At 41.6% G+C, this 25,678-nt stretch carries 28 protein-coding genes and 2 pseudogenes; 16 read left to right on the top strand and 14 right to left on the bottom strand.

Annotation, left to right across the window (positions count from 1 at the left end):
- Positions 1-71: 71 nt before the first annotated feature.
- The gene (locus HWQ23_RS31855) at positions 72-356 is read right to left on the bottom strand and encodes a hypothetical protein (protein ID WP_292837652.1); all 285 of its coding nucleotides are present in this window, start codon (positions 354-356) and stop codon (positions 72-74) included.
- Between the two features lie 87 nt (positions 357-443).
- Positions 444-1,268, bottom strand: coding sequence for a hypothetical protein (locus tag HWQ23_RS31850; RefSeq protein WP_292837651.1), 825 nt, complete (start codon positions 1,266-1,268; stop codon positions 444-446).
- Between the two features lie 125 nt (positions 1,269-1,393).
- Here HWQ23_RS31850 and HWQ23_RS31845 point away from each other — a divergent pair, with 125 nt between their 5' ends.
- The 5 genes and pseudogenes from HWQ23_RS31845 (at position 1,394) to HWQ23_RS31825 (ending at position 6,720) form a co-directional block, all read left to right on the top strand.
- The gene (locus HWQ23_RS31845) at positions 1,394-1,684 is read left to right on the top strand and encodes a type II toxin-antitoxin system Phd/YefM family antitoxin (RefSeq protein WP_292837650.1); all 291 of its coding nucleotides are present in this window, start codon (positions 1,394-1,396) and stop codon (positions 1,682-1,684) included.
- Positions 1,665-1,964, top strand: a pseudogene (locus tag HWQ23_RS31840) (Txe/YoeB family addiction module toxin). The gene HWQ23_RS31845 and the pseudogene HWQ23_RS31840 overlap by 20 nt, the downstream one beginning before the upstream one ends.
- Complete coding sequence (locus tag HWQ23_RS31835) at positions 1,924-2,055, top strand: hypothetical protein (RefSeq protein ID WP_292837684.1); 132 nt, start codon at positions 1,924-1,926, stop codon at positions 2,053-2,055. Before HWQ23_RS31840 ends, HWQ23_RS31835 begins: the two are co-directional and overlap by 41 nt.
- Positions 2,056-2,283: 228 nt before the next feature.
- A complete protein-coding gene (locus HWQ23_RS31830) occupies positions 2,284-5,427 on the top strand; it encodes a plasmid replication protein, CyRepA1 family (protein WP_292837649.1) in 3,144 nt (1,047 codons plus the stop codon).
- A gap of 537 nt (positions 5,428-5,964) precedes the next feature.
- Positions 5,965-6,720 carry a metallophosphoesterase family protein gene (locus HWQ23_RS31825; protein WP_292837647.1) on the top strand — a complete coding sequence of 252 codons (756 nt, stop codon included), beginning with the start codon at positions 5,965-5,967 and terminating at the stop codon, positions 6,718-6,720.
- A 135-nt stretch (positions 6,721-6,855) separates the two neighbouring features.
- Here the strand turns inward: HWQ23_RS31825 and HWQ23_RS31820 are convergent, their stop codons facing one another.
- On the bottom strand, positions 6,856-7,719 hold the full coding sequence (locus HWQ23_RS31820; RefSeq protein WP_292837645.1) for a M48 family metallopeptidase: 864 nt from the start codon (positions 7,717-7,719) through the stop codon (positions 6,856-6,858).
- A gap of 393 nt (positions 7,720-8,112) precedes the next feature.
- Between HWQ23_RS31820 and HWQ23_RS31815 the strand changes: the two genes are divergently transcribed.
- A complete protein-coding gene (locus HWQ23_RS31815) occupies positions 8,113-8,643 on the top strand; it encodes a DUF4330 domain-containing protein (RefSeq protein WP_292837643.1) in 531 nt (176 codons plus the stop codon).
- A 230-nt stretch (positions 8,644-8,873) separates the two neighbouring features.
- Here the strand turns inward: HWQ23_RS31815 and HWQ23_RS31810 are convergent, their stop codons facing one another.
- Together HWQ23_RS31810 and HWQ23_RS31805 are read right to left on the bottom strand one after the other, a co-directional pair.
- Positions 8,874-9,866: a metal ABC transporter solute-binding protein, Zn/Mn family gene (locus tag HWQ23_RS31810; protein WP_292837682.1), complete on the bottom strand. Its 993-nt coding sequence runs from the start codon at positions 9,864-9,866 to the stop codon at positions 8,874-8,876.
- Positions 9,867-10,219: 353 nt separating this feature from the next.
- A complete protein-coding gene (locus HWQ23_RS31805; RefSeq protein ID WP_292837641.1) occupies positions 10,220-10,408 on the bottom strand; it encodes a hypothetical protein in 189 nt (62 codons plus the stop codon).
- 181 nt (positions 10,409-10,589) lie between these two features.
- On the opposite strand from HWQ23_RS31805, the gene HWQ23_RS31800 reads away from it, so the two are divergent.
- From HWQ23_RS31800 to HWQ23_RS31790, 3 genes are all read left to right on the top strand, one after another.
- Positions 10,590-10,925, top strand: a complete 336-nt coding sequence (locus tag HWQ23_RS31800; protein WP_292837639.1) for a hypothetical protein — start codon at positions 10,590-10,592, stop codon at positions 10,923-10,925.
- Positions 10,926-11,209: 284 nt separating this feature from the next.
- Positions 11,210-11,560, top strand: a complete 351-nt coding sequence (locus HWQ23_RS31795) for a YtxH domain-containing protein (RefSeq protein WP_292837637.1) — start codon at positions 11,210-11,212, stop codon at positions 11,558-11,560.
- An 11-nt stretch (positions 11,561-11,571) separates the two neighbouring features.
- Positions 11,572-12,111: a DUF948 domain-containing protein gene (locus HWQ23_RS31790; RefSeq protein WP_292837635.1), complete on the top strand. Its 540-nt coding sequence runs from the start codon at positions 11,572-11,574 to the stop codon at positions 12,109-12,111.
- Positions 12,112-12,280: 169 nt separating this feature from the next.
- On the opposite strand, the gene HWQ23_RS31785 is transcribed toward HWQ23_RS31790, so the two are convergent.
- Positions 12,281-12,601, bottom strand: coding sequence for a DUF2281 domain-containing protein (locus HWQ23_RS31785; protein ID WP_292837633.1), 321 nt, complete (start codon positions 12,599-12,601; stop codon positions 12,281-12,283).
- Positions 12,602-13,037: 436 nt separating this feature from the next.
- Between HWQ23_RS31785 and HWQ23_RS31780 the strand changes: the two genes are divergently transcribed.
- From HWQ23_RS31780 to HWQ23_RS31770, 3 genes are all read left to right on the top strand, one after another.
- On the top strand, positions 13,038-13,847 hold the full coding sequence (locus tag HWQ23_RS31780; protein WP_292837631.1) for a TPM domain-containing protein: 810 nt from the start codon (positions 13,038-13,040) through the stop codon (positions 13,845-13,847).
- A 151-nt stretch (positions 13,848-13,998) separates the two neighbouring features.
- Positions 13,999-14,628 (top strand): precorrin-8X methylmutase, encoded by a 630-nt coding sequence (locus HWQ23_RS31775; protein WP_292837629.1) that lies wholly within the window; start codon positions 13,999-14,001, stop codon positions 14,626-14,628.
- A 100-nt stretch (positions 14,629-14,728) separates the two neighbouring features.
- Positions 14,729-16,138 (top strand): right-handed parallel beta-helix repeat-containing protein, encoded by a 1,410-nt coding sequence (locus HWQ23_RS31770; RefSeq protein ID WP_292837627.1) that lies wholly within the window; start codon positions 14,729-14,731, stop codon positions 16,136-16,138.
- Positions 16,139-16,546: 408 nt separating this feature from the next.
- Here the strand turns inward: HWQ23_RS31770 and HWQ23_RS31765 are convergent, their stop codons facing one another.
- The 3 genes from HWQ23_RS31765 to tnpA all read right to left on the bottom strand — a co-directional run bounded on the left by HWQ23_RS31765 (position 16,547) and on the right by tnpA (position 19,257).
- Complete coding sequence (locus HWQ23_RS31765) at positions 16,547-17,233, bottom strand: phosphate ABC transporter permease (protein ID WP_292837625.1); 687 nt, start codon at positions 17,231-17,233, stop codon at positions 16,547-16,549.
- A 39-nt stretch (positions 17,234-17,272) separates the two neighbouring features.
- Positions 17,273-18,109 (bottom strand): 4-hydroxy-tetrahydrodipicolinate reductase, encoded by an 837-nt coding sequence (dapB, locus tag HWQ23_RS31760; RefSeq protein WP_292837623.1) that lies wholly within the window; start codon positions 18,107-18,109, stop codon positions 17,273-17,275.
- Positions 18,110-18,813: 704 nt separating this feature from the next.
- Positions 18,814-19,257: an IS200/IS605 family transposase gene (gene tnpA / locus HWQ23_RS31755; protein WP_292837680.1), complete on the bottom strand. Its 444-nt coding sequence runs from the start codon at positions 19,255-19,257 to the stop codon at positions 18,814-18,816.
- 327 nt (positions 19,258-19,584) lie between these two features.
- Here tnpA and psbP point away from each other — a divergent pair, with 327 nt between their 5' ends.
- Positions 19,585-20,130: a photosystem II reaction center PsbP gene (gene psbP / locus HWQ23_RS31750; RefSeq protein WP_292837621.1), complete on the top strand. Its 546-nt coding sequence runs from the start codon at positions 19,585-19,587 to the stop codon at positions 20,128-20,130.
- Positions 20,131-20,284: 154 nt separating this feature from the next.
- Positions 20,285-20,878, top strand: coding sequence for a Maf family protein (locus tag HWQ23_RS31745; RefSeq protein WP_292837619.1), 594 nt, complete (start codon positions 20,285-20,287; stop codon positions 20,876-20,878).
- 35 nt (positions 20,879-20,913) lie between these two features.
- Here the strand turns inward: HWQ23_RS31745 and HWQ23_RS31740 are convergent, their stop codons facing one another.
- Positions 20,914-21,141 (bottom strand): hypothetical protein, encoded by a 228-nt coding sequence (locus HWQ23_RS31740; protein WP_292837617.1) that lies wholly within the window; start codon positions 21,139-21,141, stop codon positions 20,914-20,916.
- A gap of 201 nt (positions 21,142-21,342) precedes the next feature.
- Here HWQ23_RS31740 and HWQ23_RS31735 point away from each other — a divergent pair, with 201 nt between their 5' ends.
- Entirely contained in the window at positions 21,343-22,080 is a 738-nt protein-coding gene (locus HWQ23_RS31735) for a phycocyanobilin:ferredoxin oxidoreductase (protein ID WP_292837615.1), read from the top strand.
- On the opposite strand, the pseudogene HWQ23_RS33545 reads toward HWQ23_RS31735, so the two are convergent.
- The 4 genes and pseudogenes from HWQ23_RS33545 to HWQ23_RS33775 form a co-directional block, all read right to left on the bottom strand.
- Positions 22,075-22,161: pseudogene (locus tag HWQ23_RS33545) on the bottom strand (type I restriction endonuclease subunit R); the annotation flags it as partial. The gene HWQ23_RS31735 and the pseudogene HWQ23_RS33545 sit on opposite strands and share 6 nt — an antisense overlap.
- 50 nt (positions 22,162-22,211) lie before the next feature.
- Entirely contained in the window at positions 22,212-22,442 is a 231-nt protein-coding gene (brnA, locus tag HWQ23_RS31730; RefSeq protein ID WP_292837613.1) for a type II toxin-antitoxin system BrnA family antitoxin, read from the bottom strand.
- Positions 22,432-22,695, bottom strand: a complete 264-nt coding sequence (locus HWQ23_RS31725; protein WP_292837611.1) for a BrnT family toxin — start codon at positions 22,693-22,695, stop codon at positions 22,432-22,434. The genes brnA and HWQ23_RS31725 overlap by 11 nt, the downstream gene beginning before the upstream one ends.
- Before the next feature lie 276 nt (positions 22,696-22,971).
- Entirely contained in the window at positions 22,972-23,109 is a 138-nt protein-coding gene (locus HWQ23_RS33775) for a hypothetical protein (RefSeq protein ID WP_375466643.1), read from the bottom strand.
- A gap of 1,142 nt (positions 23,110-24,251) precedes the next feature.
- Between HWQ23_RS33775 and HWQ23_RS31715 the strand changes: the two genes are divergently transcribed.
- The gene (locus HWQ23_RS31715) at positions 24,252-25,676 is read left to right on the top strand and encodes an HlyD family efflux transporter periplasmic adaptor subunit (protein ID WP_292837609.1); all 1,425 of its coding nucleotides are present in this window, start codon (positions 24,252-24,254) and stop codon (positions 25,674-25,676) included.
- Positions 25,677-25,678 lie beyond the last annotated feature (2 nt).

Here is a 25,678-nt window from a genome sequence, read left to right as displayed (position 1 = left end):
GAGGTTAATAAAATCAGCAGTCAACTTCCAAGGCTGACTGCTGATTTTGTTATGTGAGTAGAGCTAGCAAACTACTTGGTCTTTTTGTTTAGTGTTTTGATTAGTTCAGTAATCAACTTCAATTGGATTTGGGAAAAGTAACTCATTGAAATAATGACGGCTACTGCAATTCCTCCATACATCAATATGGGGATTGAAACTACGGGTGGGAGTGGTGTTGGAGAATCGGAAGAGATAAGCATCCCCTGCTGTTTTTCTACCTTCTCCACTGTCTTTTGAGCGTCAACGTCGTATTCCGATTTTTGGGAAAGGGAGGGTGAAGACTGTAAAAAACCAATTCCATTGTTTTTATTCATAGGTTAAAAACCCACTAAATTTATACTTTTCAGACTAAAGCCTGTTCCTAGTGGGTCTATCACCTGTGTCAAAGATATGAAGAATTGTTAACCAGAATAAGCACCACCCTTACCAGCACAAACCTTTGTACCTTTTTTCCAAGCATAAGAGTAGCTTTTTTGCCAGGTAGCTGATTCTCTCTTACGAATTGAAGTAGCTATATGATTCTGAAATTCGTAAAATGCTGTCATAAAGGTATCAAAATTTTCTTTAATCCGTCGATTTGACCTTGCCTCTATCCGACAAAAAGTAATAAAAAGAAAGTACCAACGTCTTTCTTTAACAAAATGCTTCTTTTCTAATGATTTATAATTTTTAACTTCTATTGAATTACGTTGCTCCTCAAGAACTAACTTTGCCGTTCCATTTTTATTCTCTACTAGATGAGATTTTTTGCCTGAGTTAATCATTTCCTTGATTTTTGGAAGTGATTTTTCATAATGATTTTGTAGACAAGGTAAAAACTCATCTTCTGCTTCTTCTTCCAAAAATGCGAAGAACATTTCCAAAGGAGATTGGAAAGGGTACTTAAAAGGTAAGTTTGCTTTTAGACATTTTTCTCTAAATTGCGGTTCAGCAACCTGTACCAATTCCCATAAACCCATCAGATAGTTCATCCATCGTCGGTAGTGTTCACAAGTATGAGCGTTAATTTGCTTATTATCAGCAATAACGTCAAATAGATTATGTCGGATAGAATGACTTTCTTTCCAAAATACTGATAGTAATCCATAGTTAAGCCTTAACCTCAACCACTCGATTCGTTGCTCGTCTGTCTTTGCTTGAGATAGTAGTTTATCGGAGGGTAGTTGGGCTAAATAGTCGGCAATCAACTGATATTTCTGTTTTTTTGTGACCTTAGGTTTTTTCATAGTTGTATACTAAGTACTTAGAAGTTTAAGGCACTTATGAATACTGATTTTAGCTTAGACACAATTCTCCAACTAGTCAAGCTATTATGTTCTGTAAAGCCTACAGCATTAGGAAATCTCCCACCATGTCCAACCAGACAAACTTGACTGATGCTCGTAACAACTTAGCCGAACTCTGCGATCAAGTAATTGCAGATAGAGAAGTGGTAATTATTACCCGACAAGAAGGCGAAAGCGTCGCCCTAATTGCTGTTGATGAACTAGATAGTTTACTAGAAACATCTCATTTACTTCGTTCACCTAAAAATGCAGTCCGTCTGTTAACTGCTTTGGAAAGAGCAAAAGCTAGAACTTTAAAACCTCAAAATATTAACGAACTACGTCAGGAGTTGGAAATTGACGAAGAAGAAGGATGAAACCCAACCTCAAGACAATAAAGTTCGAGATGCTGTATTTCATCCAGAATTTTGGGAATACCTCGCCTATTGGGTAGAGACAAACCGCAAAACTGCGCTTCGCGCTTTTAACTTAGTTGAAGCGATTATGCGAGATCCTTTTACAGGTATTGGAAAACCTGAACCATTGAAATACTTAGATTCAGATGCTTGGTCGCGGTGACTTACTCAAGAACACCGGATTGTTTATCTAGTAAGTGATGACCGAATTGATTTTCTTCAAGCTCGATATCACTACTGAAATAGCACATAGCTACAAGCCACTATGCGTCTACGATTCTCGACAAAGCTTATCTTGCAATATGTTACCCTATAGCGATCGCATTCCTTAACCAATAAATTTACTGATAAATAAAAATTAATAGCGAACAAATATTACAATACAAAATTATTACTTCGGGGATCTAATAGGCAGAATAACCCACTAGAGTCTTAACCGATGTGTCTCCGACAACGAAGTAAAAAAAGCATCATTAAAGCCTCGCAATATCTCTTATAGAAAAACAGCAGATGCGTGTTAATGTTTTAATCTCATTGACTTTCCCTTAGCGTCTTTCCCTATGCATCTGCACTATTTACACCCCCAACACCTTGAAGAATTAGTCAAGAGCAGTGGTATAGACTTACACTTAGTGCAACTCAATTTTAGGTCACTCCAAGGCGTAACTGCTTATGAGTACCTATTGATTTCTGAACTACTCCCCCGCACCAATACCGGAATGGTGAAAAGTGCATGGTTGCAGCGTTATGCTCATATCACTGAAGGTGGTTGGTGGTGTTCGGGGCTAGACCCTTTGAATAATTGGCAAATCATGGAATGGGGATGCTTTAAGCCAAACCAACCGCGACAGAATCACAATGGTAAGTCCATCAAATACGAGCATCCCCCTAGCACGCCAACGCGAGTATTTTGTTTGCGGATAACGCTGCAAGTGTGGCAGCAAGTCGCTGGACGTTACAATCTGGTCATGCCTGACAATATCACCATTACTTCTGATGGTGAAGCTGAAGGCTTTTGGCAATGGGTGATGCAACAGAATATTCCCCTCATTATCTGCGAGGGTGTGAAGAAAGCAGCCACATTGTTGACGCAAGGATATGCAGCTATTGCCATTCCCGGAATTACCAGTGGTTATCGGGTTGTCAAAGACGAATTTGGTAAAGTTACCCGTCGTCAGCTAATTCCCGATTTAGCAGCGTTTGCGATTACAAAGCGTAGCTTTTATATTTGTTTTGATTTTGAAACTCAAGCTAAAAAAATTGCTGCTGTAAATAATGCTATTTCTCAACTTAGTTGTTTATTCCAGCAAAAAAATTGCACTGTTAAAGTCATCGAACTTCCAGGAATAGAAAAAGGAGTTGATGAGTTTATCGTTGCGAAAGGTGCAAGTAGTTTCGAGAAAGTTTATCGTCAAAGTGTTGATTTAGAAATTTATCTTGCTCAAACCAAACCCCACACCGAGTTAAGCATTCCTGCTGCACTCACCTTGAATCGCCCTTATATAAGTGAAATACCTTTCCCCACCTCTGGATTAGTAGGAGTCAAATCAGCAAAAGGAACGGGTAAAACTACAGCACTGCAAGCCGTTGTTCAGCAAGCAAAAGTTAGAAATCAACCTGTTTTATTAATTACTCACAGAATTCTACTAGGAAGATTTTTGTGTGAGAAAATTGGTATTCAATGGGGAACACATAAAGAAGATCCAGAGAAAAGGATTGATAAAACACTTACCCCCGCTCCTCCCATTCTCCGCTCACTCTCACCTCAGCAATCTCTTGGATTGTGCGTTGATTCTATTTGGAAACTTAACCCTGAAAATTGGCGGGGAGCAATAGTAATCCTGGATGAAGTAGAGCAGTCTTTGTGGCATCTATTAAACAGTAATACTTGTAAACATAAGCGTGTAAAGATATTAAAATTATTCCAGCAACTAATTTCCACAGTTTTAACAACTGGGGGGTTAGTAATTGCCCAAGATGCTGATTTATCAGATGTGTCACTTGAATATTTACAGGGATTGGCAGGAATTAAATTAACACCTTGGGTAGTTCTCAACCAGTGGAAACCTCAGCATGGTTGGGACGTAACTTTTTATGATTCGCCGAACCCAACACCGCTAATTCACCAACTGGAATTGGATTTACTTGCTGGACGTAAATGTTATGTTACTACCGATAGTCGCGCTGGGCGTTACAGTTGTGAAACCATTGAACGTTATCTCAAAGAGCGGTTAGAAAAATTCCGACGGCAATTTCCTAAAACCTTAGTAGTTAGTAGCCATACTACAAACACACCTGGACACGAAGCCGTTGATTTTATCGCCGCTATCAATGATAAAATCTCTGAATATGATGGCGTTTTTGTTACCCCTAGCCTTGGTACGGGAATTAGTATTGATGTCCAACATTTCGACCGAGTTTATGGCATTTTTCAAGGGGTAATTCCTGACTCGGAAGCAAGACAAGCATTAGCAAGAGTGCGGGATGATGTGCCGCGTGTTGTCTGGTGCGCGAAACGAGGTATTGGCTTAATTGGTAGTGGTAGTACAAATTATCGTTTGCTATCTGATTGGTATCAAGAAAATCAAAAAGAAAACTTAGCTTTGCTTAGTCCATTACATAAAATAGATGTGGATTTACCTTTAGTTCATGACCCGATTCATTTGCGAACTTGGGCTAAGTTATCTGCACGGGTAAATGCTTCTATCCGGCTCTACCGTCAATCGATGCAAGATGGTTTGATTGCTGATGGGCATCAAATTCAGCTGCGGAGTAATGCTGTTCACAATAATATTATTCGAGATTTACGCCTGGCCTTTTTGGCAACTGACGCGGATGATTTAGCTACCCGCAGAAGATTAGTTTTGGAAATTGTCAAAGTTCAAAAAGATTGGGCGCAAAGCCGTCAAAAAGCTAAAGAAATTAAACGCAAAATTAAAGATATTAAGCAGCAAAATCAACTATCGCTAGCAGCTGCTGTAGCTAATGCTCAAGATATCGATTATGTAGAATATGAGCAGCTATTAGTGAAGCATTCTCTGACTGATGGAGAACGCAACCAAATTAATAAATATGTTCTCAGACAAAGATATGGTGTAGAAGTTACTCCTGGGCTAAAATTGCAGGATGACCACGGATATTATTGTCAACTGTTAATTCATTATTATCTAACTCACGAAAGCGAGTATTTTCACGTTAGAGATCAGCAAGAATGGCATCAGCAACTGTCTTGGGGTGAAGGGAAAGTTTTTCTACCAGATTTAAAAACTTACACGCTCAAAGTTGAGGCGATGAGAGCTTTGGGAATGCTTCAGTTTCTCGAACAAAAACGAGAATTTACCGAGAGTAATACAGATTTGATATTGCTTAAAAATGTTGTTTTTCAGCATAGTAGGCATATTAAGAGAGCGCTTAGTATTAACTTAATCGGGGAGAAAGAGCAGGTTTCGGCAATAAAAATACTCAGCCGACTGTTCAATTTGTTGGGCTTGAAACTAAAGCGGGTAAATGAGGTTTATCAAATCGACTTAGAAACCCTTCATGATGGCAGGGAGAGAATATTTGCAGTTTGGCATCAACGGGATGAGTTGATGTTGGCTCATGTTAAGAGCGTTGGCTATGAGTTGCCTGATTATTCTTCAGACTGGAAGCTTGAAATTGTACAACCCCAGCCTTATGCCGCAGTGGTCAATATTTTACCCTAATATCTAGTGGTGATGCTGTCATGCTTCTAAAATGCAGCATTTAGATCATTTTGAAAAATACAGCACTTACCATGCCTGCGGCGGGCTACGCCGAAGCACCGGCAGAATGTGGGATTTAAGTATGATCGAAGAAAGAAAATCAAGATTGTGATAGCGTCTCACAACCTTAACTAATGCAAGCGATCGCATCTGTTATACCGCCAAAAGCCAAAAGCCTTAGCATGATTATCATTCATCTGTTTGCAGATACGCGAACTAGTATCAGCAGAGAAATCCTTAGACATTGTGAGATGGAAAATCAGCTATACAGTAACAGCTTAAATTTTAAGCTAACAACATAAATGAAATTTGCTGATTTTCTTTTTTAGCACTCAAAACTATATATTTTACCCCATTAGCATCATAGATTATTTTTATTTGTGGGAGAATAATTAAATTAAAATAAAACTTGTTCAGTATTTTTACCTGTGATTGCGGAAACCAGAAAGCTTAGACTGTAGCAGAAGTATTAGCCAAAACTATTGAAGCTAAGAGACAATGAACGAAATTAGCCCCAGACGAATTGTAATTGGGGATGTGCATGGTCACTATGAAGGTTTGATGACATTGTTGGAGGCGATCGCCCCCACCTCAGAGGATCAAGTCTATTTTCTAGGAGACTTAATTGATCGCGGCCCTCATAGCGCACAAGTAGTGAATTTTGTCAAGCGAAATAACTACCCATGTTTGCTGGGAAATCATGAGCAGATGTTATTAAACATTCTGACCAATGAAAGAACCTCCTCCCCGACGATGCAAGCATGGCTGTATAGTGGAGGGCAAGCTACCGTGGACAGTTACCAGGAGGCTCAAATTCCTGATGACCATCTGGATTGGTTCAAGAGTTTGCCTACATATCTCGACTTGGGGGATATATGGTTAGCTCATGCTGGTGTTGACCCTTCCAAGTCGGTGACAGAACAAACTGCTGATCAACTGTGTTGGATACGAGAGGAATTTCATAGTATTGAAAAACCCTACTTCCCCGATAAGCAAATTATCATCGGTCACACCATTACTTTTACTCTGCCAGGTGTTTCTCCTGGAAAACTGGCACAAGGACAGGGATGGCTAGACATAGATACTGGTGCTTATCATCCCAAGAGTGGGTGGTTAACTGGACTGGATGTTACAAATCAGTTGGTTTATCAAGTTAATATTTTTAGAAACTATATTCGTGCTCTCCCCTTAAAAGATGTAGTGATCAAAGTTGATCCAGCCAAAATCAAAGTAGATCGCCGCAATAAGAATTGAGCAATATTTTGAGATCAGAGGGAGTGGGGGAGTAGTAGCGCTGTTAGCGGATAGCTAGGGTTTAGCCTGTGCTGAGTGGGGAATATCACTTCTTTACTCAGGACTCTTAACTTGAAACTGTTTTGCCCAATACCCTCAAGACCTTGCTAATGGTCGAATACTAGCTTTATAACTAGCTTTATCCAAGCCATAATTTCCATTACTAGGCTGAGAGTTAATTGCAAGTCTGAGGGCATCAATGCGATCGCTGGTTCCGGGGTGCGTACTCAAAAATGTCGGAGCAGAACCACCCTTTTTCAGCAGCTTTTGCATAAAGGAAACCATTGCAGACTGAGCATAACCAGTGCGTGTCAAAGTTCTTAATCCTCTTTGATCAGCCTCAAATTCATTTTTACGACTGCGTGGCAAGTCTCGTGCTAACTGTACACCAATTTGCACCGCCGTACTCCGGTCTAAGCCAGCAGCTGTTAATAGGCCACTTTCGAGCGCTTTTTGCTGCATCTGTTTGACTACGTGTTTCCCGCCAATGTGACCAATTTCATGGGCGAGTACACTTGCTAGTTCCGCTTCATTGTCTGCGGTTTTCAGCAAACCCGTGTGGACATATACATAGCCGCCCAAGGTAGCAAAAGCATTAATAGTGTCATCCTGAACTACTTGGAAGGTATAGGGGAGATCGGGGCGATCGCTATTAGCTGCTAAACGCCGACCAACTTGGGTTACATAGCGATTAACTTCGGGATTGCGGTAAAGCCGGACTTGACTGCCGACTAATTCCTGATTAATCTGCTTACCAAGATCAACTTCTTGGTTAGGGGATATATTAGAAAGCTGAAATGCCTGAACTCCTTGGAGTAGAAGAGGCAAGAAGTCTAAAGTTCTTCCAGGCAAGGGTGTACTCAGACACACACTCAGGGCGACTACCACCGAAATTAAAGGATAAAACCAGCGATGCCGCCACACACGGGAATTTGCCACAAAACCTTTCCGATTGAACATAATACGCTCTGAAGATTATTTCGGGAGAACATAAAATAATGAGATAAATTATCAGACGGTTTTAGATCATTCTAAGTTGCATTCTTAACTGAAGCTCAAAGGGGTTGTTATACAGCCAATGCTTAGGCAAATCTAACGAATTGTGGACGGCTAGGGATTCCCTCTAGGAATAGGCTTAAACACTAGATTTTACCTTCTGGGTGCGTCAGTCGTAACAGGCAAAAGTTTGAGAGTCATCTGCCGCCACTCCGAACTTACGAACTCGTGATAAACTGTCGCATAACCGCAACGCCCAGCCGCTTTGAGTTATTACCAAATAGGGAAAATTGCTATTCCCATCGAAAACCTTCTTGCTACAATCAATTACTTCGCTATTACCTCGGAAAACTTTTTATGGCTATTTTAGATTCAAAAGGTCGTTTGTTCGGCAAAATCAACCTCTTAGATTTAGCTGCTGCACTGGTAATTCTGCTAGTTATATTTGGCATCTTTGTCTTTCCTGGCACTTCTGGTTCTGTTGCCCAAGTCGGAGCGAAAACAGTACCCATAGAAGTAGACTTAATAGTTCGTGGTTTGAATGTACGTGATCCTGAGCAATTATTTGACAACGGCTTAAAAAAAGGCGGGAAAACTAATGTAATTATCCGCAATCAACCCTATGGAGAAATAGGGATTAAATCCATTCAACAGCTACCTAGAACAATCAATATTCCTCAACCTGATGGCACTGTTAAAGAATTGCCAGATCCAAAAAGTAACAATTTTAGTACAGATATGGTTTTAACCTTAGAAGGTAAAGCCCAACGTACTGAAAGCGGACTAGTTCTAGGTAGCAGTAAAGTGAAAATTGGTATGCCATTTGAGTTAGAAGGCTTTAACTACAACTTTAATGCAACTGTTATTGATATCAGATTCGAGAAATAAAATTCACACTTTATTTGATATATTTCCCCGTTTCTGATCTAGCATTTCCTCATAAGAGTGAGTAGAGCTTAACCTAACCGAATTTTAGATTTTAAATTTTGGATTTTGGATTGTTGGCGAAGCCTAAGAAGAGAAGATTCAAAATCCAAATTTTAAAAAAGAGGCTGATAAACCGAGCTTTGTGTAATCTAAAAAACTCGGTTTATCAGATTACTGAATTGATGTTATAACTACTTAGGACTTTTCGCTTCAAACATTAAATACGTCCCTCCTAACCCTTCTACAATTGTGCGTGTATTGGCAATCATCATTTTCTGATAAGTGTCCCCCTCGCTTTCTGGTTCACCAAGTCCCTTAGCATACAACTTCCTCTGAGAAATTTTCACTTCAGCAACTCTTGCTACAGATTGAAGCAAATTAGGATTAATTGCCGCTTCCGAAAAAATTGTTGAAACTTTAGCCCGTTTAATATTTGTCACCAAATTTTTATCTCTTGCATCTGTGAGGTTTTCGTCAGTACTAATACCTTGTAATCCCCCTGCTAATGGAATACCGTATGCTTTGGCGTAATAGCCCAGTGCATCAGAGGTTGTAACTAGCTTGCGTTCTTTGGTAGGAATACTCGTAATTCTTGACTTAATCCAGCTATCTAGTTGAGTGAGTTCATTTGTGATTTTTTTGGTATTGCTGCTATAAGTCGCTGCATCATTAGATTCTAATTTTCTCAGGTTACTATTAATTACTTCCACCATTCTGATCGCATTTTTGGTATTGTGCCAAAGATAAGGATCAGTTACATTCTTGCCGCCTTTCTGAAATTTTTGTGGCTTAGACACTGCTAGTTGACCGACGGCTATTTTCCGTGCACTGTTTTTAGTCGCTTTAATTAATTTGATCAGATTTGGTTCTAAATTATAGCCATTATAGAGAATCAGATTAGCTTGCTGAATGGCTCTACGATCTTCCGGTTTTGGTTTATAAAATTGGGGGTCGGCTGTAGGGGAAATTAAGCAGGTGAGGTTAACTGTATTCCCGGCAACCTGTCTGGTTAAGTCACACAGTACGCTTGTAGTTGCTACGACTTGGGGAAGATTCTCATTTACCTGGGTGGTTGTCTGAGTGAATGCGGTTCTTGCAGCTTGATTTCCACACCCAACAAATCCAATCGTCAAAGCAACAAAAATAGCTCGGAAGGAATTAGTTGATGGTAATTTTTTTGACATCATCAACTCCTACTGGATGTATTGAAAAAATAATCATTATCAGTAACGGATTAGTGAGATACCAGGGGGAAGCCTTCGGCTGGGAAAATTGTAAAAGTTGAGGGAAGAGGAATTAATAAACTCTCTCGTTTCCCACTTTCCCTTTCCCCAGACCACACCCAGCAAATTTTGCTTAGTGAACTACTGACTAGTGAGGTTTTTGCAGGCAAAATGTTAGTTAGCTTCACGCGAGAGACTCGAAAACTGGTAGAGGTAGAAGCACAATAATAAAGGCGATGCTGGCGAGCCTCCGTAAGAGTGTAGTGTAGTTCTCTCATCGTCTGTTGAAGCGGCTATGGCATTGTGCTTACATGCTACAAAGGTCGCAAATCGACTAGGATTATCACGTTAAGGAGTGGAACGTAGTAAGGCTGGGGCTTATTGGGCATACGGGTTGATGGGAGCAAACCGAGTCGTGAATCTAAGGCAATTGTAGCTGTGGTTTTGCGAGGTGTGGGCATATAGTTGTTACAAAATTGGCGAATTGGCGATTTTTTAGCCATCAGCCTTTGTTAAACTAATTTTCATTAGCGATCGCGAGCATTATCTAACTGCTCTATATTGCCATAATCCAGGCTGTACTTTGTGCGATAATTTTTATCCTTTAGTTTATTCATCATTAAATAAGAGCCAAGTCAAATATATAGAACAATCCCTCAAAGCTGATATTGGTGAAGGTAAACAATGGTAATTTTAGTTATCCTCGCTAACACCCTGATTTCGCTGATACTATTCTATGTGGCTTGGCGGGTGTGGCAACTCAAGCAGCAGCTAGCATACATAACAGATAGGTTAACCGCCTATGAAAGTTGTACCCATGCAGCACTGAATAAAGCACCCGAAAATATTTATCTCAGCCAAGAGAATATTTATAACTTACGGCAAAAAAATCAAGCGCTACAAATGCAAATCCAACAAGTGCGGCAAATTATCAGTCTACTTTTGCTAGGACGGCAAATTTGGCAGCGTTATTTTCGTAAGCTAGTGTTAACATCTGGGAAAAGAACTGTTGGAAAATGAGTTATGTCAGCTTCATGAACATTTATAATTAGGGCTGATGCGAGGACACCGGGACGCGCCGATTTGGGACTTAAAAGCCCGCCAGAATGCTTACCGGAGGCATAAAAACTTTAACAGGCACGGGGAGTTTTGAATTATAAGTAATTAATAGTTTTGAGATTTAATGAATAAAAGCAACATTTCGGGCTGATATATTGTCACGATAGATTAACTGAATAAAATCGGTGGAGTCTTACAAGGAGAGAAAACCCACCTAAAATGGGTGTAAGGAGAGAAACAACAAGATGTCTAATAACCGTTCTGGAGTATTTATTGGCGGTTTGATGCTGGGAGCTACCATCGGTGCTTTGACCGGTTTGCTCGTAGCTCCGCGCACAGGGCGCGAAACGCGTAAAATTTTGAAAAAATCTGCCAATGCTATCCCAGAATTGGCAGAAGATTTATCAACGAGTGTGCAAATCCAGGCAGATCGTCTCTCTGCGATCGCACTACGAAACTGGGATGAGACTTTAGACAGATTACAGGAAGCGATCGCAGCAGGTGTAGATGCCAGTCAACGAGAAAGCCAAGTCTTGAAACGGCAAACATCTGTTGAAGACTCAGATTCTCTTCCCCAGCAATTAGAACGCTCATAAATGACATAACCGTGATTGATCCCCTGTTCTGGTTGGGACTTTCCTTACTTTTAGTCGCCACAAGTTTGACTGCGGTTTTAGTGGCGGCAATACCGGCTTTGCAAGAGTTAGCACGCGCGGCTCGTAGTGCAGAAAAGCTATTTGATACACTCTCGCGGGAGTTACCGCCCACTCTAGAAGCTATCCGCGTGACTGGTTTGGAAATCACTGACTTAACTGATGATGTCAGTGAAGGTGTAAAAAGTGCTAATCAAGTCGTCAAACAAGTTGATCAAAGCCTTGATACTGCAAGAATTCAGGCTCAAAATCTGCAAGTGGGTACACGCAGCATCTTTGTTGGCGCAAAAGCCGCTTGGAGAAACTTCACGCGCCAAAAACCCACGAGGCGAACAAGCGATCGCACCCTAAGCAATGAAAAACCACCACTAACGTTGCGAGAACGAGAAGTCCTCAAGCAAGAAAATCGTCGGAGCAAAGCAGAAGTATACCGTGTTAATGACGGTTACAACGACGCTGCTAGCTGGGAAACCAATTTTGATGATGAAGATTGAGCAAAAAAAAGGGCATGGGGCATTGCTAATCTTTCTTGTTACGGTGTCAAAACGTACTATTTCATTAGCTTAAAAAAAAGCGATTTTTTTTGTTTATGGATAAACTTTGGCATTGTATTCGGCAATTTGGGAAAACAGGTGAAGCATATTTTAATCAAGCCGAAATACATTATTCAAATAGGTTTTCGTCATCAAATTTAGCTTGACCACGAGTAGCATATACTGCTTGAAGGCATTCTTCAAAGTCGTCACCTTCCCAAGTACCAGCGTGTCGAAGGATGGAGCGTCCCGAAGCAGGACGGTATGTAAGTTGCTCTTGATCGCTAGAAGTTTCTGTAGAATCGCTTAAAGGGATAGGTTCAAGCTTACCTGCTTCCAACTTCTTTTTTGTATAGTTAACCTTAATAGAACGGATCAAATTGGGTGCTTCTGTTAGCAACTCCGGCGGTAAAGTTTCTATTTCTTGGATTAATAATTCTTTGTTAGTCATCTCTGATCTCTAATCATTCCCCTTTTATTGTATGGGGAACTCCACTATGGCTTAGTCAATTTTGAGTCTTACTCCTCTCCCCAGCCACGATTATCATTTTTATTAAGGATATTTTGCAATACGCTTGGGTTAGCGCCAAAAACCTTAAACTGCGTAGGTTGGGTTGAACGAACGCGAACAGCGTCCCGTAGGGAAGTGAAACCCAACCTACGATTATCCTTAACTGAGCCGTATTGGGATATTTTGAGTATTTTAACTGATTGACAAAATACACCTTATCTTTAACTTCCACTCCCGACTACCCACTCCCAAAAACCCTTTGCGTTGATCCCTTAGATTAGAGTAAAGTAAACAAGTGTAAAGAACTATCACTTTTCCAATACTCTTTTAAAACAACTTGTTCACTTCTACCGTTGATATTTGTATAAAAACGTCCATGCAATCTTGTTTTTGGCGACGAATTCTGGTATCTATTGCAGTATTTTTTCTGGCTGGGTCAATTTGGGTGATGCATTCTCCCCCAGCACTGGCTTATGACAATCCTGACTTACTCCCTGCCACCTTTACCCCAGTTGTAGACTTAGCTAAATCTCTTCCTGTGCTGCAAGAAGAAAAGCTTGTCAAAGAATTAGAGCAGTTTGAAGCCGATACGGGCTGGAAACTGCGAGTATTGACCCAATATGACCGCACTCCAGGTCGAGCAGTCATAAAATATTGGGGTTTGGATGACAAAAGCATTCTCCTAGTTGCCGATTCTCGTGGCGGTAACATCCTCAGTTTTAGCGTTGGTGATGCTGTTTATAAACTTTTACCCCGGACTTTCTGGATAGAACTGCAAACCCGCTTCGGTAATTTGTACTTTGTCCGCGAACAAGGGGAAGATCAAGCCATTCTGCAAGCCTTAGAATCGGTTAAAGGCTGTTTGCTCAAAGGTGGTTGCAATGTTGTCCCCGGACTGCCACGAGAGCAGTGGATTCTCACCTTGATTACCTCAGTTATTGGTGGGGTGATTTGTGGATTTGCAGCTCAACCCCGCAATAAAGGACAAATTTTTGCTTGGCAATGGGCTTTAATTTTCTCACCTTTGTGGGGAATCTTGTTTATTGCCTTTGGTATTGGGCCAGTGGTGACACGCACAAGCGACTGGGTACCTCTAGTTCGCAATATCTCTGGTTTTCTTATCGGCGTCTTGGTTGCCTACCTATCTCCTATTTTCAGTCGGTCTTCTTCCAGTAATGAGTTATGAGTACCGAAGATTTGAGCGGCGGCTTGGGCCGCCGCTCAAACTTTTCGCTAAGTTATGAGTAAATTAAAAACTTATAACTCCTAACTCCTAACTCCTAACTCTCTGAAGCTGATAAGCTGAAAACTAATATTTGAGAAGAAGCTCAACAAAAATGGAATGGCACGTAACAGATGCTCAAAGTTTAGCAATCATTGATAGTGAAATTGACAATCATGTGTTTTCACCCGCAGAGTATGAGATTGTCCGTCGGATAATCTACGCCACGGCTGACTTTGAGTATAAGTCTTTGATTCGTTTCTCTGAGCGTGCCTTGCAAGCTGGAGCAGCAGCACTAGCCGCGCGTACCACAATTGTCGTAGATGTGCCGATGGTACAAGTAGGTATTGCCTACGAGATTCAAAATACCTTTGCCAATCCGGTGTATTGCAGTATGGAAGCTGTGACACGCCCTCAAAAAGAAAAAACTCGCGCCGCATGGGGAATAGAAACCTTAGCAAAGCGTTATCCAGAGGGCATTTTTGTGGTGGGTCAGGCGCAAACAGCACTAACAGCACTGGTGGATTTAATTGAAGCTGAGGAAATTAGACCTGCTTTGATAATTGCGACTCCAGTGGGATTTATAAATGTTGATGAAGCTAAGGAGCGCTTACGAGATTCTTTAGTACCTCACATTACAATTGACAGTCGCAAAGGTAATGCAGTTGTAGCAGCTGCGATCGTTGATGGATTGGTAGACTTGGCATGGCAAGCCTATGGACAAGATAAAAATCGCGGGAGTTAGGAAAGTTCGCTCTATCCTATCCTTTATGCTAAATACTATTTAAAAGTACTGAATATCTTGATATTTTTGTTTAGGAGTGCTGATAAAGGAGCATTTTATTGTGATAATTCAAGGTTTCAGTTTAAAAGCATATCTTGCAATTCCCGTGATCCTAACTCTTTTGGCTGGGGGAGAATGGATAAAAGTATATTTTGAAAACGCCCGTCAGGTATCCACTAACAAGGAAATGAGCCTACCCAGCCGCGAGGTAATCAGCACTAACGCGACTCCGAAAACATACTATGTTAGTGGTACTGGAAACGACAAAAATAGTGGAGTTTCTTCTTCATCCGCCTTTAGGACAATTCAAAAGGCAGCAGATTTGACTAAGCCTGGCGATACAGTATTGATTATGAACGGAGTATACACAAATTTACCCAAAGTTGGGAGTGTAGTAAATATTAAACGTTCTGGAAATGCAAAAGGATGGATTAGGTATAAAGCATATCCTGGGCATTTCCCAAAAATTCAGCACAATACATGGAACGGTATCCTAGTTTCAAATGGAGCTTCATATATTGAGATAAATGGGCTGGAGGTCATAGGTAACAATGCCAATGTAACCCTTGATTATGCGATGAGTCAGAAGACTAACAAACAAAACCCACTGACGAACGGAAACTGTATAAACATTGACGGACGAACCAGTGATCATGTTCATCACATCCGTATTCTGAACAACAAAGTTCATGACTGTGGAGGAGGAGGTATTTCAGTAATCCAATCGGACTATGTGACAGTAGATAATAACGTGGTGTTCAATAATGCCTGGTACTCAATCTATGGTAATAGTGGCATTTCGATGTTGAGCAATTGGAATTTTGACAACAACCAGGGATACAAGATGTTGGTGACCAACAACAAGAGCTACAACAATCGCATGTACATCCCTTGGATTGCAGTCGGAAAGATCACAGACGGTAATGGCATTATTATTGATAGTTCAAGGAATGATAATAACCCAAAATTGGGTGCATACAAAGGGCGTACTTTAGTTAAAAATAATCTGACATTTAATAATGGTGGATCAGGTATTCATGCATTTTTTAGCGATCATGTTGATATTCTAAATAACACTGCTGTTTTAAATAATCAGAGTCCAGAAATTAAAGGCGCACAAATATATGCTCATACGTCATCTGATGTGAAAATTTTAAATAACATTCTCTATGCTTTCCCTGGAAAAGATATTAATATTAATATTAAAAATCAAAACGTTATTTATGATTATAATATCTACCTGAATACTTCTAAAATAAGTGTTAAGGGCCCTCACGATATTGTTGCAGACTCACAGTTTTTAAGTAAGCATCCCACCCTAGAAAAAATATCTGGCGATTGGAAATTGCGGCTAGATAAACAAAATCCGCCAACGGAGACTTATCTAGAGTCTAAGTCCGCAGGTTTTGTTTGTGGGACAGTGACTTATGGTTTGCAAGGGAAACTCATCAAAGTGGGATGTTCTCGTTAGCAAGAAGGCAGGAAGTATAGGGCAGGAAAGAGAAGCCCATACTGATTACATCCTCCTCTGCCTGCTTCACCGAATTTTAGATTTTAAATTTTGGATTTTGGATTGTTGGCGAAGCCTCTCGTAGAGAAGATTCTTGCGTTCCATTATTTAAAAAGGTCTGTTCGCGTAGCGTCTCGTAGAGAAACCCCCGAATTTAAACGCGAGAATAATTCTTTAATCCGTCTTGGAAAGTTTGCTCAAGTCAAGCCACTCCGTTGCGGGGGTTCCCCCCGTTATAGGAAGTGGCGCGGCAGAGCCGCAAGAGCAACTTTGGGCAAAATCTAAGATTAAATGACAGAGCAAGTGACTTGATTGCTCTTTTCAATCTAAAATCTAAAATCCAAAATCCAAAATTGTCTGACTTGTTCTTCAATCCTCTACTCTACGACGCCGCCGACGGGGCTTTTGTTGTTGGTCTTCACGCAAGCGGCGACCGATGTCGTTAAAGAAATCCCGCCGCAGATAAGGATAATCGCTCACCCAGAGGTCACGATTGGGAAAGTATATATCGCTGAATTCTTCAATACTGCTCAAATCTGCGCGATTTGACATCACTACCATTTCTGCAATTTGCCCGCGAGTAATAACTTTGTGGGCAGAACGTAATGGTGCTACAAATTGAATGCTAAATCCTGTGTCATCACCCACCTCTAGGTTAATCTGTTTTTCTCGGTTTTCTACAATTACCAATTCGCCTTTGTTGTTGACTGTTTCGGTTTTACCCATCAACTGGTCTGTGATCCACCAATCTAGCACTTGACCACGGAAAAAGCCGCCATACTTATAACGGCGGCATTGCAAATTCCGCATACTTGCTTGAAAGACTGGATACCACAGCCAAAAAAAAGCGCTCACTACCCCTAGCACAAATACTATTGAAGCAAACTCAAGTTTGAAAACGAATGTCACCAACAAAATAGCAACTACGGCAACTACAGAAATTAACAGCCGTTGCAAAAAATTTGAGAACTTCCCCCAGTAGTACTTGTACTGCAAACCAGTGGCAATTAGGGGGACAACTTGTTCAAATTTTTGGCGAGTCAGTGGTACTAACATGAGTGCTGAGTGATGAATGCCCAATAGTGTGTTTAAAGTTTAAAGTATCTTTTCTAATCCATATACTAACGACTTTAGCGCTAAGACTTTGCGAATTGCTAGTAGCACTCCTGGCATATAGCAAGCGCGATCGCTCGTATCATGTCGTAAAGTATAAATCTGTCCTGCTGCGCCAAAAATAACTTCCTGATGGGCAATCAATCCTGGCAAGCGCACGCTATGAATTCTAATCCCTTCATCTGCTATACTGCCTCTAGCTCCTGGTAATTTCTCCGTTTCTTCTACAACAGCAGGGTTAAAAGTTTTACCCAATTCTCCTAATAACTGCGCCGTTTGAATGGCAGTACCACTGGGAGCATCAGCTTTTTGATTATGATGCAGTTCGATAATTTCCACATGGTCAAAATATTTGGAGGCTGCGATCGCAGCTTGTTGCAACAGCACCATCCCAATGGAAAAATTAGGAATAATTAGACAACCAGTGCTAGCTTTGTCGGCAAAATCTGCCAAGTCTTGAATTTGTTCTGGACTTAACCCAGTGGTGCCAACTACAGGACGAATTCCGTAGGCGATCGCACTGCGAATATTGTCATAAACTGAATCGGGATGGGTAAAGTCTACAATCACCCCTGGAGGAGACTGTCTGTCGCCAGCCACATATCCCAACATCGGTTCTAATTGATTGGTAATCGGCACTTCCAGGGGTTCGCTTAAACCCGCCAACTCTCCAGCGTCTTTATCTTGATGTTCAAGACTGTGGTCAATTGCACCCACTAGGTTTAAGTCTGGCGCTTGCGCCACCGCCTTAATCACCTCACGTCCCATTTTACCAGCAGCACCGTTGACAATAACCGGGATAGGAGCTTGATTCGTCATAGGTCGAGAAATACTTTTTGAGCTAACAAAGGAATTGTAAAGACTTTGGTGATCTAGTAGCTAGCTTATAAAATCTCTGGCTTAATTCCGGCTACCCTGATTTATGCAGCTAATCGCTCAGTTTTTCCACTCCTCAAAGCACATCAGTTCTCATTTTCATGTCACTATCTTAGCCAGTAACCCGTTTTATTTTCCCTACTTCACTTACTACACCTCCAAAAATAATTCCATACTTTCCCTGACAAGTAGCTTTTATGGAATACATCAGTCTTTTTTTGTCAAGTCTAATTGACTATTTGTAATATTTTTGTTAAATTTATTTACATAACTTAGCAAAGCCTAAACTTAACTATCCAACTGGTGTTAGCTAAGAAAAGCAGATTTCGGTATCGCTATATCTCATCGACATTTGGACTTCTCCCATCTACCTCGGCTATCAAGTCGGGGTTTTTTGTGTTCTGATAAGCCCCTTATTTCTTTAACTTTTCTTTTCTTTAGTCATCTTTGAGATGACTTTCGCTATTAGCCGTAGGTTTCTAACCTATGGCGGGTAATAGTTCAGGCGGGAGATTGGAAATTACGTATTTGAATAATTGCGGAATATTGGCTTGACCACAAGTCCGCCTCAGAATGAATTCACCAGGCTTATACCTGAAGTCAGCTTAAGCTGACTACGGTTCAATGAACTTAAAGATTAATGGAATTCATTGGTTTAGCTGCGTGAGTTTTGGCCCTTCATCTTCATGATTATGCTGTTCCAAAGACAAAATCATAGTCCCATTGGAATGATGCGCTTTCTGATTCTCTACATACACGACAGCTTGCTCAAGTTGTTTGCTTCCCATTGAAAAAACGCCATATCCGCGTTGCCAGCCAAACAAATCTTGGGAGGGCGAGAGATGATTGAGATGATGAGCGCTACTGCTTTTAAGATTTTGGACAAAATCAGAGATAGAAAGTCTCGGTGGAATAGAAGCTACTAAATGGATGTGGTTTTCTATTCCGCCCACAGCATGGATAATGCTACCAAGTGCATTGGCTTTGCCGATGATGTAACTATAAAGTTGGGTTTCGCGTTCAGGGGTAATTAGTGGCTCTCGCTCTTTTGTCGCCCAAACAAGATGATAATAAAGTCGCCACAGAGCCATGTACGTGATGTTTTTGATGGAATTTACTATGTCTAGTATTCCCACAATCGTTAAAAATCTTCCAGTCAGCTTGAGCTGACTTGAGCTATTAGCCTTGGAATTCATTCCGAGGCGGGTAGGGCTGCAACTTTACAAAAGTTCAGTACCTCCAAATCATCCTCTCTTCAAATAAAAACATGATTTGCTCCTCCTGCCTCATTCAACGACATTTGAGGATTGATCCCTCACCATATAATGCGTCATCCGAAGCGTCCCGGTTGGTGGGAGAATAATAACGAGAAATGATGCAAGCTTGGTGTTGTCTCCAGCCCAAAGGAATCTGTAAAAATGTGGAAACGAATTATATTAATTTTGCTATTGGTGTTGAGCTTCAGTCTGAGCAATTCTGGTGTAGCGGCTGCGGCTGGACTCAAAAGCTTTGTAGATACTAGTGATGGCTATCAGTTTTTATATCCTAACGGCTGGCTGCAAGTTAAAGTTGCCAACGGGCCAGATGTGGTTTTCCACGATTTGATTGAGGTGTCTGAAAATGTTTCGGTTGTGATTAGCCCAGTTCCAGAAGGCAAAACTTTGTCAGAATTGGGAACCCCAACAGAAGTAGGATATAAATTAGGAAAAGCTGCTCTGGCACCTCCTGACTCTGGTCGTTCAGCTGAATTAGTCAATGCCGCACAGCGAGAAGTAGACGGTAAAATATACTACCTTTTAGAGTATGAGGTTAAACTCCCCAATCAACAGCAACGACACAACATCGCCAGCGTCGCTGTTAGCCGTGGTAAACTTTTTACTTTTAACGCCTCAATTCCTGAAAAACGCTGGCAGAGAGTTAAACGAATGATTGATGAGGTTGTCAATTCTTTTTCTGTTTATTAATTGGGGAGTGGGTAGTGGGGAGTGAGGGAGTGGGTAGTGGGGAGTGAGGGAGTGAGGGAGATGAGGGAGATGAAGAGAAATAAGCAATGCCCTGTTTGGCCAATGCCCAGTGCCCAATGCCCAATGCGTAATTACCAAGTTTGTCAGAAATCTCATGAAAATTCCACCTTTTGTACTTGCCTCCGCTTCCCCAGCCCGTCGCCGCTTGTTGCAAACTGTTGGTATTGAACCGATAGTTAAACCCAGTGACTTTGATGAGTCGCAAATTGAACTAAGTGAACCAGCAGAATTGGTCAAAACTCTTGCCCAATATAAGGCGGAAACTGTAGCCCCGCAGTTTGAATCGGCTTTGATTATAGGTTGTGATTCAGTTTTGTCCATCAATGGTGAAATTTACGGCAAACCAGCAGACTTCTCTGAGGCGATCGCCCGGTGGCAGATAATGCAAGGTAACTTTGGCGACTTGTACACAGGTCATGCCTTAATTGACTTAAACCAAAACCGTACTTTAGTCAAGTCTCAAGTTACAAGAGTTTACTTTGCTCAAATGAGCGAGAAGGCAATTAAATCCTATGTTGCCACAGGTGAACCCCTCAAGTGTGCTGGTGCCTTTGCTATTGAGGGTTTTGGTAGTTTCTTCGTGGAAAAAATTGAAGGCTGTCACAGCAATGTAATTGGACTGAGTTTACCCCTACTGCGGCACATGCTAGGGGAATTAGGATACGATGTCACTGATTTGTGGCAATAGTCGTTTGTCCTTTGTCCAAAGTTAATGACTAATGACTAATAACTAAATTGTCTAATATTGAGTATTGCCTCTCCATGATCTGGAACCCAGGTTAGCCACTCATCTGCTGAAATTGGACATAATAAAAGTGCTTCGTCAAAACTAAAAGGGTTGGGTAGTAGCAAAAGCCTTACCCAAGTAGAAGCTCTTAACTGCTGCAAACCTTTGAGATTATGCCTTCTTGCTTGCACAGCAAAATCTGGTCTATGAGAATCTAGTTTCATAGCTTTCTATTAGCCTTCACGAATGGACTAATCTAAAATTATTTCTGTAACCTAGACTACAAAATAAATAATCTTTCTGAGAAGCATCTGTCTTATAAATTTACGTTGGCTGGGTGCAAGTGTTTGCTTATATTGCAGTCCATAACAGGTGTGGCCCGACAGGTTGTAGACTGGCCAGTAGATCGCATTCCCAACTAGAATATGTCATTTACTTCTATGCCCTCGCTGCGTGAGCAACAACATCCCCTAATTCGTCAGCTAGCTGATTGTATTGAGGCAGCTTGGCATCAGCACCTAGATTTATCGCCCTACCATTTGCCTGATGAGTTGGGGTATGTGGAAGGTAGACTAGAAGGCGAAAAACTGACGATTGAAAATCGCTGCTATCAAACGCCCCAGTTTCGGAAAATGCACTTGGAACTGGCAAAAATCGGAAATATGCTGGATATTTTGCACTGCGTGATGTTTCCCCGTCCAGAATACAGCCTGCCAATGTTTGGTTGCGATTTAGTTGGGGGTAGAGGTCAAATTAGTGCAGCGATCGCAGACCTTTCTCCGATCCAATTAGAGCGTATTTTACCAGAATCTTATACTTCTGCACTGACACAGCTAACAGTGCTTAACTTTTCCCAACCTCGTGAATTACCTGAATGGGGAGATATTTTTTCGGATTTTTGCATCTTTGTGCGCCCCAGTTCCCCAGAAGAAGAAACAATATTTCTCTCGCGGGTGCGAGAATTTTTAGACATTCATTGTACCCAAGCGATCGCCTCACATCCTGTTTCAGCTGAACAACTCACAGAAAATCTCGCCGGACAACACAACTACTGTACCAAACAGCAGCAAAACGATAAAACCCGCCGCGTACTAGAAAAAGCCTTTGGCCCAGCTTGGGCAGAAAATTACATGACTACAGTTTTATTCGATCTGCCAAATTAAGCGACCAGGGGCGATAACTTCACGGCGGATGCGACTGCCTTCGATGATACCCCAGCCTGCGGCTTTAAGTGCGGGTTCGATTAGTTAGGCGCGGGTTTCGGCTTCGCTTAACCTGATAGTTTCGGCTTCGTTCACGAGGGGTTGTTGACCGCTAAATGTTCAGCTACGCAGGTTTGGATGATTGTCTGGGGCGTTACTCCCAAGCGACTGGCTTCTTGATCGATTAATTCAATCATCCAGATGGGTAGGTCAATGCTGAGTCTTTTTTGAGTAGAGAGGGGTCGCTTGGCTTGCGACAGGTCAAGCATTTGGGTGATGTCTTCACCGTCGTCAAATTTTTGGTCAAATTCCTTAGCTTTCATAGAGGGAAATCTCTTCTGTGCGTGATCGGCGGGCGGATATGATCCGAATATTTTGAGCGCGGTAAGTGATAATTCCTGACCAATATTTGTCATTTATTTTAGCAATAACTAAAAACCTTAGCTCATCTTGGGTTCTGGCGGGAATTTCTAGCAGGTTGGGGTCATTCCATAATTTTTGAGCTTCAATAAAGTCAATCCCATGTTTAGCAAGATTAGATTGGCTTTTGTTTTCGTCATATTCAAAAACGATCATAGTCTAAGCATGGCAGATGAACTTTGAAAACCTGATATTTAACTCCAGCAATTCTATTACCAAGGATTTCACCTGCTTGAAGTTGCAAGGGTTAAGGGTTGGAGATCGGTACGAATTTAACGATCCCTTTTGAAACGAGGTGTAAGAGCAATCTGGATTGGCGATGGTTCACTCTGCATCGATGCCTGACCACATTTGTGAGAGGGGAATAGTTTGTCCAGTTAAAGCCTCGTGTAAACCTTGACGAATACCTTCAATAACAATTTCAGTAGGTGTTTAATCAGGATCAGTTTCGTTATCTTCGGAAAGTAAGACGATAACACGAACGCGCTGTGGTTTGATGAATCCCAGCGATTTACCCTGCGTAAGTTGTCCACTTTCATTAATTGTCGCTGTGGTTTCAATTGCTTTCATAGATAATGATAGTGTTGTTAAATATCGAGCCAATTCAACCTACTTCTAGTCTAGGACAGCTATCCCACCTTTATGCGGTAATAATGCTAGGGGGTTCACCTTTGATTGGTTTGCGAGACTCACAGTTCCTAATCTGTAGGCTCTGTTACCTTTTCGCGTAACGGATAAATGTAGAATTCATTCAACGAGAGTTTAATGGAGTCCCAAAACAGCAACAGGAAGATTAGTAAGGTCTTTGAAGCGAATATCACAAAATGGTTTGTTGTCTTGGTGGGTACAAGCAACTAGAGACAGCTAACTCATTGACCAGAAAGTTAAGGAAATGATGTTAGAAATGCTCAACTTGACAGATAATTTTTAGCTAGTTAATCGTTGATTCACTTAAGGAAGACTAACTTTTGTAGCAAGATTGTATCCAGCAAAGGCAACAGTCTATTTTTGATGTTTCTTTTCAATTTTGTGACTAACTGTAGCCGTACTGAATGTAGCAGTACAGTACCGCATCATACCAATTTGGAATTTTGTGTAGAGAGGCTATATATCACGTTTCTACATCTAGATTCATACTGCTTGTGAATTCTGCTAATTGCGATGTCTACGACGGGCGTAGATGCAGCACGCATGTCTCAATAATAAATAAATACTTCACAGTTATTGAATAGCCAGCTACTATAGCAACTTCTCAGTTTCAATACAGACCTAACAAGAACAGCCCTTCTCTGCAAAGGAAGAAGAGTAAACCTCAAAGCCTCTCTCCTAAAAGGAGAGAGGAATGTAAGTCAGGTCAGTCTATTGCATACATAGACGCGTAGCGGTTTAAAGCAGGGTACGAGCGTCACCGTAAGCGAAGTGGTAGCGAGTCATCTCCCTACAGCCCTGCGGGCATCCTACGGCAGGCGCTAGCCTCTCCCTTTGGGAGAAGGGGAGACGCTAAGAGCGAACGAGCGTCATAGCCCGTCGTAGGCATCGCTATAGAAAACACCATTTTGCAAAGCCATAGTGTTGAGCGTTGATCACACAATGGATTTTAAGCTATACCCAGCTTTAAACCACTGTTGTTTGTCCTAAGCGGCTGGCTGTTGATTAAAAACCCTTTTATTTTTACTTCCATCAGCACAATTCAGGTAAACGGGCAACATATTATGTCAAGGGTGACTGAAAAGCCAAAGCCAAGTGAGCAGCCACTTAATCATGAACAACCTAAGATTTGGTGGGGTATCGCTGTAGCTGTGCCAGTAGTAATCGCTGCTGGCATACTAGGTACAGCCAAAATCGAGCAGTTGAGAAAACTAACTACATCCGCACCGATAATGCCATCTAGCAATAGCATTAGTGCTGTAGGGCGTTTGGAACCGCGAGGCGAAGTTGTTAAATTATCCGCCCCATCCTCAGGATTAGCACCATCGTCACGAATTCAGCAACTTCTGGTGAAAGAAGGTGAACAGGTAAAGCAAGGTCAAATTGTGGCAATTTTGGACAACCGCGATACCCAAATAGCCGGACTAGAAGAGGCAAAAGCTAAAGTCCAAGAATCCCGTGCGAATTTAGCGCAAGTCAGAGCCGGATCTCCAAGAGATATTCAAGCCCAAAGAGCAGTTATTGCTCGGCTACAAGCGCAGTTAATTGGGGAAAGGAATGCAGGGCAAGCAACGATCGCGCGGATTGCCGCTCAGTTAAGTGGGGATAAACTCGTCCAACAAGCAACAGTGAATCGCCTAGAAGCTGAACTTAGTGGGCAAAGAGATGTCCTAAGAGCGACAGTTGGACGTGTCCAAGCCGAACAGCGTAATGCCCAAGTCGATGCTGGACGCTATGATTATTTATACCGAGAAGGTGCGATTTCTCAGCAAGAGCGGGACAGAAGACGCTTGAGTGCAGTAACTTCTAGTCAGCAGGTTACTGAAAGCCAAGCTACCTTGAAACAGACATTGGCAACTCTACGACAGCAACTTGCCGAAGCCAGAGCTACCCAAATACAAAATTTAGCAACTTTGCAACAGCAGCTAATCGAAGCCAAAGTTAACCGTGATAAAACTGTAGCAACTTTGCAAAGACAAATCGATGAAGAAAAGGCCAAACTGAGCAGAATTTTAGACGTTAGTCCTACCGATGTGCAAGTAGCGCAAGCCCAAGTTAGTAATGCGATCGCAAATGTCAGAAAAGCCGAAGCAGAACTGAGATTGAGCTACGTTCAAGCACCAATCGCTGGAGAGATTTTAAAGGTTTACAGCAAGTCAGGCGAAGCGATCGGTGCAAATGGTATTGCTGAAATTGGCCAAACCAGCCAAATGTTTGTGATTGCTGAAGTCCCCGAAGACAGTATTGGTAAAGTGCGTATTGGTCAAAACGCCACTGTCACTAGCGATAATGAAGCATTTAGCGGCGAATTAAAGGGAACTGTCACTGAAATTGGCAGAAAAATTGGTAAAAAAGATGTGCTGAATACAGATCCAGCAGCAGATGTGGATGCCAGAGTCGTAGAAGTTAAAATTGCTCTCCCTCCAGCAGATAGCCAGAAAGTTTCTGGTTTAACTTACGCTAAAGTTGTTGTCGAAATTAATAACTAGTT

It is taken from the genome of Nostoc sp. JL33 (assembly GCF_017114985.1).
Lineage (GTDB): Bacteria > Cyanobacteriota > Cyanobacteriia > Cyanobacteriales > Nostocaceae > Nostoc.
This window is presented reverse-complemented; position numbering and strand designations above follow the sequence as displayed.